Origin of the sequence: Kribbella jiaozuonensis (genome assembly GCF_005233875.1) — a bacterium.
In the GTDB taxonomy this organism is placed as follows: domain Bacteria; phylum Actinomycetota; class Actinomycetes; order Propionibacteriales; family Kribbellaceae; genus Kribbella; species Kribbella jiaozuonensis.
The window spans coordinates 302,791-316,073 of the sequence record NZ_SZPZ01000006.1; the positions used below are offsets into that span (position 1 = coordinate 302,791).

Genomic DNA, 13,283 nt, shown 5'->3' on the forward strand with positions numbered 1-13,283 from the left:
GTTCAGTCGAGCAGTTCGGTCACAGTCCCGGCGGCTACGGTGTGGCCGCCTTCGCGGACCGCGAAGCCGAGGCCGACGTTCATCGCGATCGGCTTCTCCAGTTCCACGCCGAGGTCGATCGTGTCGCCGGGCATCACCAGGGTGATCTCACCGAGGTCGATGCCGCCCGACACGTCCGTCGTACGGAAGTAGAACTGTGGGCGGTAGTCCGCGGCGAACGGGGTGTGTCGACCACCCTCTGCCGTGGACAGTGCGTGCAGGGTCGCCCGGAACTTCCGGTGCGGCTGCACACTGCCCGGCAACGCCACCACCTGGCCGCGACGGACCTCGTCGCGCTTCACGCCACGCAGCAGCACCGCCGCGTTGTCGCCCGCGTCCGCGGACTCCAGCGACTTGCCGAACGTCTCCATACCGATCGCCGTACTGGTGACCGTCGGACCGAGACCGACGACCTCGACCGCGTCGCCGAGCTTCAGCGAACCGCGCTCGACCGCACCGGTGACCACTGTGCCGCGGCCGCTGATGGTGAGCACGTTCTCGATCGGCATCAGGAACGGCTCGCCCAGCTCACGGTCCGGCACCGGCACGTAGCTGTCGACTGCGTCCAGCAGCTCACCGATCGCCGCGGTCCACTTCGGGTCGCCTTCCAGCGCCTTCAGACCGGACACGCGTACGACCGGTACGTCGTCACCCGGGAAGCCGTACTCCGACAGGAGTTCACGGACCTCCAGCTCGACCAGGTCGAGCAGCTCGGGGTCGTCGACGGTGTCCGCCTTGTTCAGTGCGACCACCAGGTACGGCACGCCCACCCGGCGCGCGAGCAGCACGTGCTCCCGCGTCTGCGGCATGGCGCCGTCCTGTGCGGAGACGACCAGGATCGCGGCGTCCACCTGCGCGGCGCCGGTGATCATGTTCTTCACGTAGTCGGCGTGCCCGGGCATGTCGACATGCGCGTAGTGACGGGTCGCGGTCTCGTACTCGACGTGCGAGATGTTGATCGTGATCCCGCGCTGGATCTCCTCCGGCGCACGGTCGATCCCGTCGAAGGCGACGAAGCGGTTGACACTCGGGTCGCGCTCCGCGAGCACCTTGGTGATCGCGGCGGTCAGCGTGGTCTTGCCGTGGTCCACGTGACCCATCGTGCCGATGTTGAGGTGCGGCTTGGTCCGCACGAACTGGCTCTTGGCCATGAGTTTTCCCTTGTATGTCAGAGGATTCGATGAGAGCCAGGACCCTCCGGCAAGCCCTCCAGTGCTGTCACCGCGTGGAGGGGGCCGGTCTCAGGCCACCCTCCTCCGCGGGTCCTGCGCAGCAGGAGGAGGGTCAGCTTCGAGTGCCGGTGGCTGAATCGACTGACAACGCCCACGTGGGAGCGCCCGTCAGGCCCTTGCCTGACAGGTCGAACTCTGAAACCACGTAGAACATGCGGATCACGGTAGATAAGAACCGTGCCGACGGCAAAGTAATTCCCTAGTTGAGCGCGAACAGCCGGGTGCCGTCGGAGAAGACCGGGCGGGCGGCGGCCACGGTGACGGCCGGCTTGTTGCAGGTGACTTCTTCGGACTTCGCGACCGGCTGGGCGTTGACACTCGGCAGGATCGGTCGGGGCTGCACACCGGTGGTGCCGATCATGACGGGGGAGCAGCTCCCGTTCGGCTGTGGCATCAGCGTCACCACGCGCCCGTCCGGCAGCAGTCCGAACCCGTTCCGCGGATACTCCGGTTGCTGCAGCTTCGGCGGCACCTGCAAGAGGTGGTGCCATTGCGGCGTGCCATCAGCCGGGCTCGACGACGACACGTCGTACGTCTGCGGCTGGCCGGGATCGTTCCCGGTGCGGCATGTCACCAGTACGAGTGACGCATGCGTTGCCGCCAACTGCGCGTCGCACGACGACGACCCGAGTCGCGGTCGCGGTGTGCCCGGCACCGGCGTGGTCCAGATGATGCGGCCCTCGCCGACGTCGACGCTCCACTGGTACAGCGTCCCGCCGGCAGCGCCGGTCCAGATCAGCCCTGACACCTCGCGGGTGTCCGGTACGGCGACCAGGTCTCCGACCCACGTGGACGGGTCCAGCTCAGCACTCAGGTCGATCCGCGCACCCAGGTCGACCTCCCAGCGCTGAGCGCCGGTCTTGAGGTCCAGTCCGCGTACGACGGCGCTGTTCCCGGCACACGCGTCCACGACGACCGCCTGGTCGCCGATCAGCTCGCCCTGGGTCACGTTGCAGCGCACCTGCGCGCGCCAATGCGTCGGGCTGCTGACGCCGTGCGCGACGACGTAGTTGCCTTCAGCCACGAGCAGCTGGTTCTCGTCGACTGCCAGCGCCGTACCGTCGGTGTGAACCTCGGTCAGCACCTTCCCGCTCACCGCATCCAGTACGGCGTACGTCGGCAGATCGATGCCCGCGGGCTCGCGGTACGCCGAGTGCGGGAGATGTGCAGCGATCGTCCTCGTGTCCGCCGACACCAGCAGACCCTTCGCGCCACCCGACGCGGCGTCCTGTACGTCGGCACGCGAGTAACGCCAGCGGATCTGGCCAGTAGCCGCGTCGGACATCACCACGCCGTCGGACCGCAGTTCGGCGACTCCACCCGCCGTACCCGTGATCGCACCGGTCGCGGGGACCTCACGGCTCCACGCCAGCGTTCCGTCGAGCTGCACGGGCAGCTGGGTCGGCTCGATCGTGGTCGTCGTACTGACTGTGTTGGCGGTCTCCAGCCGGGCCTGCACGAACGGCTCACCGGCCGACACCACGACCCACGCCAGCAGCGCACCGCAGATCGCGGTCGCACCGACGCCCAGCCAACGCGGGGGAGCCTGTGCGTACGGCGGTGCGAGGCGCAACCGTCTCGCCAGCGCCAACAGCGCGCCGGCCAGCACCAGGGCCACCGAAGCGAGCATCAGGTACGGCCAGCGCTCCGACATGGCTGCACCCGGCTGTGCGGCCGGCCAGCGCCACCAGCACAAGCCGATCGCGACTACACCGACAACCGCGAAGACGACCGCCGGAACGCTCACCAGCCGCTGCTGCGTACGCCGGAACCACGCACACGTCAGCGCGGCCGCCACCGCCGTACCGGCGATCGGAGCCCAGACCGGGAAGCCGCCGGCGTCGGTGGGGTCGGCCGGCCACTTGGCGGCCGCACCGAGACCGCGGCCGAGGAGGACCGAGGACGCGACGACAGAACCGAGGGCAGCACCGAAGTAGATGATCGGGATCAGCCCGCCGATCGGTCGGGCCGCCCTAGGGCCCAGGGACCCGACCTCCCGGGTCAGGTTGTCCCGGGCCGGTGGTTCCCACTCCTCATGACCTCTCGGTGTCGCGTACAGGCGCGTCTCGCTCAGGCCCTGCAGGAACGTCATCCGGCCGCGGGCGAAATCCCGGTCCGCGATGTGCCCGTACTCCTGCCGGATGCCGGCGGCGTACTCGTCGTAGCGGTGCTGCGGCAGGCTCAGGATCCGCAGGTCGGCGTCGCAGAGCACTGCACCGTTGCGGTCGTCCGGCGCGCAGTCGTGCTTCGCGGTCAGCCGGACCAGGCGGCCGATCTCCTCGACCCGCGCGGCCTCGACGCCGTACGCCGCCAGCTCGAGCTCGGCCAGCTGGGCCGAGACCTCTTCGTTCTCACCGGGGTCGGCCTGCGGGTCGTAGATCGCGTCGTGGAACCAGGCCGCCAGCCGGACCGTGTCCGCGTCGTCGGCGTACTCGGCCAGATCGTCGATCGTCTCCAGCACCTCGGTCAGGTGGCGCTGGTCGTGGTAGTGGCGATGTTGCTCTGCGTAACGAGCCAGCAGATCGTCGCCCAACGGCTGCGCGTGCGGCAGCAGGCGATTCCACTGGTCGCGCAGGTCCATGGCTATGGAGTCTGGCACCCCGCAGGAGCCTGTACCGACCGATCCGGGGTTCCCGGATAGGGTCGTGGCCAAAGCGATATCGGCTCGTCACCTGACCGGTTCGACAGGTGCGTCCGGCATCGAATTCCACCGGTGGAATTGCGGTGCAGATCACACTTTCGGCCTGGGAGGGCGAGATGCGGTTCGGTCTGGTGGGGACGGGCGGGTGGGCGGCGCGCACGCACGCTCCGGGGCTGACGGCGGCGGACGGAGTCGAGCTGGCCGGCGTCTGGGGCCGGCATCCGGAGAAAACGGCCGCCTTCGCGGGTGAGTTCGGGTTGGCGGCGTACGACGACTACGCGGAGTTACTCGAGTCGGTCGACGCGGTGGCGTTCGCCGTACCGCCGCGGGTTCAGGCGTCGATGGCGCTCGAAGCGGCCGCGGTCGGGAAGCATCTGCTGCTCGACAAGCCGGTGTCCGACTCGCTGGACGACGCCCGCGCGCTGGTCGACGAGGCCGAGGACGAGGGCATCGCGTCGGTCGTGTTCCTGACCCAGCGGTTCGAGCCGCCGATGCGGACGTTCTTCGCCGAGCTCGCCGCCACGGGTGGCTGGAAGGGCGGCTGGAGCCGGATGCTCGCCTCGCTGGACGCGCCGGGCAACCCGTATGTGAACTCGGTCTGGCGGCGTGAGCAGTGGGGGTCGCTCTGGGACGTCGGCCCGCACGCGCTGTCCAACCTCACCTCGATGCTCGGTCCGATCGGCGAGCTGCGCGCGGTCGGCGGCGAAGCCGGTCTGATCCACATGGTCATGACCCACGAGTCGGGTGCGACCAGCACCGTCAGCATCACGCTGTCCGCCCCGCCTGCAGGTCGGAACTTCGAGACCGGCGTCTGGGGCGAGTCCGGTACGGCGCTGCTCCCGGAGCGCACGACCGCCGCCGCGGACGCGCTCAGCCTCGCTGCGGAGGAGCTGGTCGTGGCAGCTGAGTCAGGTGAGTCCCACCCGACCGACGTGGCCTACGGCACCCACATCGTCGAGCTACTGGCTTCGGCACAGAAGCAGCTCAGCGCAGGGCGATGACTGTGTCCGTGCCGGACGTGAGGACCAGGTTGCCGATGGCGCGCGGATCGCGGTTGCAGGAGATGCCGGTCGGCAGGCGGACCTGACGGAAGCCGGTCTGGCTGATGACGTTCGCGATGCAGCCGGTCGCCCCACGGCCCAGTGAGATGACGCGACCGTCCGCAGTCACCGTGACCTTCACGCGCGGGCTGACGGGTGCCTGGGTCTGCCAGGCGGTCAGACCGGTGTTGGCGTCGATCGCGGTGACGATCGTCTTGCGGTTCTCCAGACTGCTTGGGCCGGGGCAGTCGACGACGATCAGATACTTGCCGGCGGAGTTGAGGAGAGTGCGGCAGGACCAGGTCCTCGGCACCTCCCAGCGCCAGCGGACGTCCCCGGTCCGCGGCTCGATCGCCGTCAGTGCCGCTGGTACGTCCGAGTCCCCGCCTGGCTCGGCAACGACCACCAGGCCGGCGACTACTACCGGCCGTCGGTACGTGTCGGACGTCTTGGTCCACAGCTTCTTACCGGACTGGACGTCCAGCGCGGCCATCTCATCGGGGCGGTCGTCGCAGGTGTGACTGACGAACGTGACCACGGTCTCGGCGGTGGCGATCGCTCCCAGGTCGGTGCAGTCGCCGGAGTCGTACGTCCAGCGCTCGTGGCCGCTCGGGTCCACGCCGTGCAGCTTGCCGGAGCGTTCGCCGGTCAGGAGAGGTTGGGACTGCTGGATGAACCTGTCTCGCGTCCGGCCGGGCCAGGCGGCCTTGCGCTGGCCGGTGTTGGCGTCCAGCAGGAGATAGCCGACGTCCGCGAACTGGGCGAGGACGTAGTCGCCGTTGCCGGTCGCTGCGATGGCTGGCTTCTCGTCGGAGTCGGATCGGCTGTAGCGCCAGCGCAGTTTGCCGGTGGCTGCGTCGAGCATCTCGACCACGCCGCTCGGGCGGGGGATCGCGACGCCGTACCGGGTACCGATCGCTTCTTCTGCGCCAGTACCGACAACCGACTCGCTGACCCACGCGACGCTGCCGTCGAGGACGGACGGGACAGCCTTTCCCGCTTCGTCTGGTGTCCCCTCGACTCGCTCGTTGGAGCCGAGCACGTAGCCGCGCGACAGTGGCTGGATGATCAGCAACAGCGTGAGAGCGACTACGGCCGGTGCGGCGAGCCAGGCGAGTTGCTGGCCCAGGTTGCGCGCGGGGAGGAAGCGGGCCGTCCTGGTGCGGAGCAGCGAGGCGACAAGAGCCGCAGCGCTTGCGATCAGCAGCAGGAGCAGTGCGGAGATCATCAACGGGACGCGGAGGCCGACGCCGACGGCAACGTTCGTCCGGGGTGCTTGCGCCCAGGCGACGAGCAGTCCGGTCACTGCAATCGCCAGTACGGCGCCGGCGATGAGGCGGGCGCGCTGACTGGCGCTACGGGCGCAGCGGAACAGGATCGGTGCGCTGAAGAACGACAGGATGGCCAGCGCGATCGGCGGCCAGCCGGGTTCGTCCTGCGTCGGTGGGGTTTGCCAGGAGGCACCAGAGGCTGCGATCGCCACGACGGCGGCAGCGATCGCCGTGAAAGTGGCAGTCGCGGTCAGTGCGGCTTGTTGCCAACCACGCCATGGGGCGGGGAGTTCACTGTCGAGTCCAGCCAGCTCTGACTCGAGGTTGACGCGGGCGACCGGGCCGAGCCGCTGGCGCGCCAGCTGCGTGCGGTACAGGTGGCCGTCGAGCAGTTCGCGTACTTCGTCGTACCGGCGCTCGAGTGCGGCCTTGCGGTCGGTGGCGTCGCGTCGTACTTCGGCGGTGTGGACGGCGTACCGGCTGGGGTCGGAGGCGAGGATCGCGTTGACCGCGTCGAGCAGTACGTCGCCGTTCGCGTCGCGGCGGGGTGGGGCGTAGGCATCGGGTGGCGGTGCGGCGAGGTCACCGGTCAGGCGGATCAGCCGGGCCACCTCGGCGATGCGGATCGGCGGTACGCCGTACTGCGGGAGCAGTTGCTCGGCCAACCGGGCCGAAGCCTCGGCGTCCTCGGCTGGGGTCCCGCCCGGCTCGTGGACCGCGCGGTGGAACCAGGCCGCGAGCCGGACGCTGGTCGGGTCGGTGGAGAGCTGGATGAACGAGTCCAGTGCGGTGAGCACGATGGCGAGGTACTGGTCCCGGTACGCGCGGCGGTTGCGGTCGACGTACCGCGCGATCAGCTCGTCCGCCAGCGAGGCAGACCCGGGCACCAGGTCAGCCCACCGCGCCCGAAGCTCCACCACTGCTTCAGTCTGCCAGCAGCACCTCTACAACCAGCCCTCGATCACCCCACCGCCACCTTGCGGTTGGCGTGCAGGTTCACCGGGTGTGTGCAGGTGATTACTGCTTGGCGGACAGGATGCCCGTCAGCAGGCCCGGGTAGAGCGCCTCGAGGTCCTCGCGGCGCAGGATGCTGATCCGGCGGGTGCCGTCGGTGTGCGTGGAGAGCACGCCGGCCTCGCGGAGCGTCTTGAGGTGATGGGCGCGGGTCGACGCGGTGACGGGGAGCTCGATCTCACCGCAGCAGACACCTGCCGGGTTGTCGGCCAACGCACGGACGATCGTGAGCCGGACAGGCTCGCCCAGCGCCTGCAGAACCGCTTCGACGCGGATCTCTTCCCGCTCCGGCTGCGGGAGAACCTTGGTGGCCATGTGTCCATACTACGACGCCCGTCGAAGTTCGATGAAGATCGTAGTACGATGACGATCGAACTAGTGAACCTCTTCCCGGAAGGCCTTCGATGTCCGCACGGATCTACCTGCTCGGCGCCGGTGCGTTCGCGGTCGGCACCAGCGCATACGTCGTGTCCGGTGTGCTCCCCGACGTCAGCTCCGAGCTGCATGTCTCGCTGACCGCCGCGGGCCAGCTCGCCACCGCGTTCTCACTGTCTTATGCGATCGGTGCGCCGATCCTGTCCACGCTGACCGGCCGGTGGGAGCGCCGTACGCTCCTGATCGCTGCACTGGTCCTGGCCGCGCTCGGCAACCTGATCGCCGCGCTGGCCGTCAACTACCCGATCCTGATCGCCGGCCGGGTCGTAGCCGCCTTGGGTGCCGCGATGTACACGCCGGCGGCCACGCTGTTCGCGACCAGCCTGATGCGACCGGAAGAGCGAGGTAGAGCAGTCGCCATCGTCTTCGGCGGTCTGACGTTCGCTCTGGTGCTCGGCGTACCTGCCGGCACGTTGCTCGGCCCGAACCTTGGCTACAAGGGCGTCTTCGCACTCATCACTGCAGTCGCCGTACTGGTCGCGATCGCCGAGCGGGCCGCATTGCCAACGGTCGACGCGCCTCCAGCGGTCAGTCTGCGCGAGCGCTTCGCCGGTGTGACCGATCGGCGCGTGCAGATCATCCTGGCGATCACCGTCCTCGCAGTGCTCGCCGCCTTCAGCGTGTACATCTACATCGTCCCGCTGCTGAAGCACACTGCCGGCCTGACCGGCAACACCACCAGCCTGCTGCTTCTGCTGTACGGCGTGGGCGCGGTCATCGGCAACTTCCTCGGCGGACGGGTTACGGACCGCTTCGGCAGTCTCCGTACTCTGGCCGTCCTCATGATCGGCATCACCGCCGTCCTGGCGACGCTCGACGTCACGCTGACGACCGAGGTGGGTGCCGGCGCCGCGCTGCTGGTGTGGGGCATGCTCACCTGGTCCTTCAACCCTCCGATCCAGAACCTGCTGCTGGAGCTCGGTGGCGGCCTGCTCATCTCGCTCAACGCATCCGCGATCTATCTGGGCGCCGGACTGTCGGCCATCGTCGGTGGACTGGTGATCCAGTCGTTCGGTGTCGGCTACCTGCCGGTGCTGGCGAGCGCACTGTCGCTGGTCGTGCTCGGTCTGGTCTACGCGCTCTGGCGTGACTCCGCACTCCAGCGGGTCGAGGAGCTCGAGCGCGACGAGGACATCTTCGTCACAGCCGCGGCCGACTGAGGAGAACCTGCTGTAGGGCAGGCTTCTGCCCATGCGTCTGCTTGCCGGTGTGCTGTTGCTCGCCTCGACTCTGACGGGCTCCAGCGATCCGGCGGCAGTGGTCGACGGCTGGAAATCCTCACCGGTGTACGTCGATCCGGCACAGCGGTCGCTGGTGCCGGACAAGGACGCCGCCGAGCTGGCTGAACGGGTGAGCGGGCACGACCCGGCGATTCGCATCGCGGTCGTGCCCGCCGCCGTACTCCAAGCCGGTGATCAGAGTGCGGCGGCCCGCGCGTACGTCGACCAGCTGGTGGATCGGCAGCAGGCGGATGGCATCTACCTGGTGGTGTTCGGCGGCGCGATCAGCTGGGGGAGCGCGGTCGGTGTCGACACCCCGATCGCGGAGATCCTCACCGACGAGCTCGGCAAGCACAGCCGCTCGGATCCGGTCGGCACTCTTAACGGGGTGCTCGACCAACTCGACGTACCGAAGGCGTCGAGTGGTCCGCCCGGTTGGCTGTGGCCGCTGCTGATCGTGATCGTCGTGCTGATCGCCGGCGGGCTGGCGCTGCGCTGGTGGAAGTCGCGTCCGCGCAAGGACGAGGGGCCCGCGCTGTACCGGCCGTCGTACGAGGTGTTGCCGGATGAGGTGGACACGCTGGACGAGCGGCGGGCGACGGCGCGTGAGGACGTGACCCGGTTCGGTGAGGAACTGGATGCCGCGGACGTGCGTCTGGATGGCGTGGATACCGGGGCCGACGTGCAGGCGGCGATGGATGCGTACGCCGATGCGGGTCGAGTCGTCGACGGCGAGCCCGACGACGACAAGCTGCGCGAGGTCCGGGCCACGGTCGAGTACGGGCGCTGGCGACTGGCCTGCGCACAGGCGAAGGTCGCCGGTACACCTGCTCCGGCCCGCAGAGCCGCATGCTTCTTCGACCCCAGCCACGGCACGTCCGTGACCGACTGGATGTACACGCCACCCGGCGGCAAGCCACGGGAAGTCCCGGTCTGTAGCGGCTGCCGCGACCGCCTCTCGGGAGGATCACGATGAAACGTCTGCTCGGTGCGTTCGCGATCATCGCTCTGTCGGCCCTGCCCGCGTTGCCTGCGCACGCGGACACGGATCCGGACGCGTACATGAACGAAGTGGCCGGCCACCTCGGCGACACCGGCGTCTGGGTCGACCCCGACGTGAAGGAGCTGACGTTCAGCGAAGTCGCCACCCTCGACGCCGCCGCCAAGAGCGCATCCGCTCCGATTCGCATCGCCGTCATCCCAGCAGCCAAGTTCGACATGGCCTGGGAAGGTGAGGAGATCGCGGACCAGTTGTACGACCGCGTCGGCGTCGAGGGCGTGTACGGCGTACTGGTCGACGCCAACTCGCAGTCCGCCGGCCGCGGGTTCCATGCCGTTCAGCGGGCCGACCACGGACCGACGTACAAGGTGGGGAGCGCGGTCGACGAGGCGGTCGACTGCTGTGCACCCGACTACGAGCCGATGCTCGAACGGTTCATCCAGCGTGCTCAGGTGGTCGACAAGCCGTTCTACGTCGACGCGGCGCCGTACGCCGGTGGCCTGGCCGGGGTGATCGGGCTCTGGTACGGACTGACCGCCTGGGGAGCTCGCAGGACGCGGCGGCAGGACGAGAAGGCGCATCTCAAGGTCACTAAGCCCTTGCTGGACGAGGAGATCATCGCGCTCTCGCAGCAGGTCTCTGCGTTGCCGACGGTGTCGGACCCGCAACAGTCCAAGTTGTCGAAGGACGTGCTCGACACGGTCGAGAAGGCGCGGCACCGGCTGGACGAGGCCAAGGGCGACAAGGACATCGAGGCGGTCACCACGCTGCTCGGCTCCGCCCGCTACGGGATGGTGTGCCTGGACGCGGTGCGTGCCGGCAAGCCGATCCCGGAGCCGACGGCGCCGTGCTTCTTCGACCCACGGCACGGGCCGAGTACGGCAGAGGTCGAGTGGAAGCCCGAGGACGGCGCAGCCAGGGCGGTCGACGTCTGCGCGGCCTGCAAGGAGCGGGACGAGGCCGGTGAGGAGCCCCAGATCCGGATGGTGAAGGGCTGGCAGCTCTCGACGCCGTACTGGGAGCACGCCGAGGACCTCGCTGCGTACGTCGACGGCTATTGGTCGCAGGGTGACGGCCGGGTGTGGTGGTTCCCGGACTCGGACTTCCGGCGTCGCAGCGAGCAGATGCGGTCGCGCTGGCGGGCCCGTCGGCCGGGAGCACGCTTCAGCCGGTTCAGCTCGGACGTCGGCAGCTCCGTCGGCGACTGGGCGGCCTCGTCGAACAGCAGTTCGAGCGACGGCGACAGCTGGTCCAGTGGCAGGTCGCGGAGGTCGAGCTGGTCGTCCCGGACCCGCTCCAGCGGTGGCGGCTCGTCCCGGCGCTCGTCGCGCCGGTCCGGTGGCTCACGCGGCTTCTAGTACCTCGGGAAGGTCTTCGTTGTGTACGACGACCAGTGAGGTGACCGCACGGGTCAGGCAGACGTAAAGCCGACGCAGCCCGGTCCGCTCGTCGGCCTCACCTGCGACGATGCCGGCCGGCTCCACCAGCACCACATGGTCGAACTCGAGACCCTTGGCGAGAGACGCCGGTACGACGTCCAGGTGCGCGTCCACGTCGTCCTCGTCACCCAGCACCGAGAACGCCATGCCCTGCAGGGCTTTCCGCGTCGCTGCCACCAGCGCATCCGGAACGATCAGGCCGATCGACCCCGGACGCTCAGACACCTCACGTACGGCGCTGACCGCGGCCGCGAGGCTGTCCGGTACGCGGGAGATCGTCAGCTCACCACGCGCCCGCCGTACTGCTGTCGGGGGCTTGAGGTGCGGCGCGATCGTCGGGAGGAGGCGTGCGGCGTACTCGATCACTTGGCCCGGGACGCGGAAGCCTGCCGTCAGCTCCTCGGTGTGCGCACCCGTCTTGCCCAGGTGCTTCAACGCCTCGTCCCAGGACGGCGTAGCCCACGGCGTGGTGCCCTGCGCGATGTCGCCGAGCACAGTCATCGAGCCGGTCGAGCAGCGTCGTCCGACAGCTCGCAGCTGCATCGCCGACAGGTCCTGCGCCTCGTCCAGTACGACGTGGCCGAGCGACGGCGTACGGTCGACCAGATCGGCGATCTCATCGATCAGAGTGGCATCGGCGACGGACCACTTGGCCGCACCGGCGGACCGCGGCACCTTGTCCCAGATCAGCATCGCCTGCTCGTCAGCGGTGAGGATGCCGTCGGCGTGCTCGGCCAGCAGCTCCGGGTCGGTGAAGAGCCGGAACAGCAGCTTCGCAGGGTCCACGGCCGGCCAGAGTGCCTCGGCGTACTGCTTGACCGGTCGGCTCCGAGCGACAGAGTCCTGCACGCGGTCGTCGGGGGAGTCGCCAGCGGCCTCCATCCGCAGCAGCACCGCGTGGGCCAGTCGTTGCGGCAGCATCGCCCGACCGGCGCCGTACCGGATGCCACGGTTGCGCAGCTCGGTGATCAGCTCCTCGGCCTGGTACGCCGCGACGCGCCAGCGGTGCGCGCCCCGCGGTACGACCAGGGACTCCTTGGGCAGGTTCACGTTCGACCAGACGGCGCGATGCAGTACTTCGGCCATCCGCGCATCGCCCTTGAGTACGTCGACCAGCGCGGGCCCCGGCCCGGCGATCTTCACCCGGGCGACCAGCTCCTCGACGGTGGTCTGCTTCGCCTCGATCTCACCCAGTGCGGGGAGGACATCGCCGATGTAGCGCAGGAAACTCGCGTTCGGTCCGACCACGAGCACTCCGGCCCGGCTGAGCTGGTCCCGGTACGCATAAAGCAGGTACGCCGCCCTGTGCAGCCCGACCGCGGTTTTACCGGTGCCAGGCGCTCCCTGTACGCAGATGGTGTCGTCGACGCCGGCCCGGACGATCACGTCCTGCTCCGGCTGGATGGTTGCGACGATGTCACGCATCGGGCCGGAGCGTGGCCGCTCGATCTCCGCGTCCAGGATGTTGCTGTGCTGCTCGACCTGACCGCTCGCAGTCAGGTCCTCGTCCTCGAACGCCGTCATCTCGCCGTGCGTGAAGCCGAACCGGCGGCGTACCCCCACGCCCATCGGTTCGGTCTTGCTGGCGCGGTAGAACGGCACCGAGATGTCTGCTCGCCAGTCCACCACCAGCGGCTCGCCCAGCTCGTCGTTCACGTGACGGCGGCCGATGTGGAACGTCTCGTCGGTCGGCTCGATGTAGTCCAGCCGCCCGAAGAACAGCGGTACGTCCGGGTCGTCCTCCAGCTCCTTCATCCGCCGGAAGATCGCGGCCATCAGGTACTCCTGGTTGACCCGGTCCGCGCTGTGGACCTCCAGCGCGCCGGTCTTCTCCCGCATGACCGCCAGCGCGGCCCGGGAGTTCTTGAGGTAGTCCTTCTCGGCCTGGAGGGTGTCAGACGTATCGGGGGGCATGCAGAAACCTCCGGCAGCAGTGGGGGAGCCCAGCTACG

At 69.0% G+C, this 13,283-nt stretch carries 9 protein-coding genes; 4 read left to right on the forward strand and 5 right to left on the reverse strand.

What is annotated here, in order from left to right; genetic code table 11:
• Window positions 1-2 precede the first annotated feature (2 nt).
• Window positions 3-1,190, reverse strand: coding sequence for an elongation factor Tu (gene tuf / locus FDA38_RS36825; RefSeq protein ID WP_134107448.1), 1,188 nt, complete (start codon window positions 1,188-1,190; stop codon window positions 3-5).
• A gap of 280 nt (window positions 1,191-1,470) precedes the next feature.
• The gene (locus tag FDA38_RS36830) at window positions 1,471-3,852 is read right to left on the reverse strand and encodes a hypothetical protein (protein WP_137258802.1); all 2,382 of its coding nucleotides are present in this window, start codon (window positions 3,850-3,852) and stop codon (window positions 1,471-1,473) included.
• Between the two features lie 143 nt (window positions 3,853-3,995).
• Between FDA38_RS36830 and FDA38_RS36835 the strand changes: the two genes are divergently transcribed.
• Window positions 3,996-4,913: a Gfo/Idh/MocA family protein gene (locus FDA38_RS36835; RefSeq protein ID WP_233715144.1), complete on the forward strand. Its 918-nt coding sequence runs from the start codon at window positions 3,996-3,998 to the stop codon at window positions 4,911-4,913.
• On the opposite strand, the gene FDA38_RS36840 is transcribed toward FDA38_RS36835, so the two are convergent.
• On the reverse strand, window positions 4,897-7,143 hold the full coding sequence (locus FDA38_RS36840) for an outer membrane protein assembly factor BamB family protein (RefSeq protein WP_137258803.1): 2,247 nt from the start codon (window positions 7,141-7,143) through the stop codon (window positions 4,897-4,899). The genes FDA38_RS36835 and FDA38_RS36840 overlap by 17 nt on opposite strands.
• 97 nt (window positions 7,144-7,240) lie before the next feature.
• Window positions 7,241-7,552 carry an ArsR/SmtB family transcription factor gene (locus FDA38_RS36845; RefSeq protein ID WP_130441146.1) on the reverse strand — a complete coding sequence of 104 codons (312 nt, stop codon included), beginning with the start codon at window positions 7,550-7,552 and terminating at the stop codon, window positions 7,241-7,243.
• An 89-nt stretch (window positions 7,553-7,641) separates the two neighbouring features.
• Here FDA38_RS36845 and FDA38_RS36850 point away from each other — a divergent pair, with 89 nt between their 5' ends.
• Genes FDA38_RS36850 through FDA38_RS36860 form a run of 3 tightly spaced genes read left to right on the forward strand, consistent with a single transcriptional unit; the run spans window position 7,642 to window position 11,250 of the window.
• A complete protein-coding gene (locus FDA38_RS36850) occupies window positions 7,642-8,832 on the forward strand; it encodes an MFS transporter (RefSeq protein ID WP_137258804.1) in 1,191 nt (396 codons plus the stop codon).
• 31 nt (window positions 8,833-8,863) lie between these two features.
• Complete coding sequence (locus FDA38_RS36855; protein WP_137258805.1) at window positions 8,864-9,868, forward strand: hypothetical protein; 1,005 nt, start codon at window positions 8,864-8,866, stop codon at window positions 9,866-9,868.
• A complete protein-coding gene (locus tag FDA38_RS36860; protein WP_137258806.1) occupies window positions 9,865-11,250 on the forward strand; it encodes a hypothetical protein in 1,386 nt (461 codons plus the stop codon). The genes FDA38_RS36855 and FDA38_RS36860 overlap by 4 nt, the downstream gene beginning before the upstream one ends.
• Here the strand turns inward: FDA38_RS36860 and FDA38_RS36865 are convergent.
• A complete protein-coding gene (locus FDA38_RS36865; protein ID WP_137258807.1) occupies window positions 11,236-13,245 on the reverse strand; it encodes a HelD family protein in 2,010 nt (669 codons plus the stop codon). The two genes, FDA38_RS36860 and FDA38_RS36865, sit on opposite strands and share 15 nt — an antisense overlap.
• Between the last annotated feature and the right edge of the window lie 38 nt (window positions 13,246-13,283).

What these genes read in the sequence shown, in the direction of transcription:
- FDA38_RS36850 (WP_137258804.1), top strand. Translation starts at nt 7,642, where the DNA reads ATGTCCGCACGGATCTACCTGCTCGGCGCCGGTGCGTTCGCGGTCGGC.
- tuf (WP_134107448.1), bottom strand. Translation starts at nt 1,190, where the DNA reads ATGGCCAAGAGCCAGTTCGTGCGGACCAAGCCGCACCTCAACATCGGC.
- FDA38_RS36855 (WP_137258805.1), top strand. Translation starts at nt 8,864, where the DNA reads ATGCGTCTGCTTGCCGGTGTGCTGTTGCTCGCCTCGACTCTGACGGGC.
- FDA38_RS36845 (WP_130441146.1), bottom strand. Translation starts at nt 7,552, where the DNA reads ATGGCCACCAAGGTTCTCCCGCAGCCGGAGCGGGAAGAGATCCGCGTC.
- FDA38_RS36830 (WP_137258802.1), bottom strand. Translation starts at nt 3,852, where the DNA reads ATGGACCTGCGCGACCAGTGGAATCGCCTGCTGCCGCACGCGCAGCCG.
- FDA38_RS36865 (WP_137258807.1), bottom strand. Translation starts at nt 13,245, where the DNA reads ATGCCCCCCGATACGTCTGACACCCTCCAGGCCGAGAAGGACTACCTC.
- FDA38_RS36860 (WP_137258806.1), top strand. Translation starts at nt 9,865, where the DNA reads ATGAAACGTCTGCTCGGTGCGTTCGCGATCATCGCTCTGTCGGCCCTG.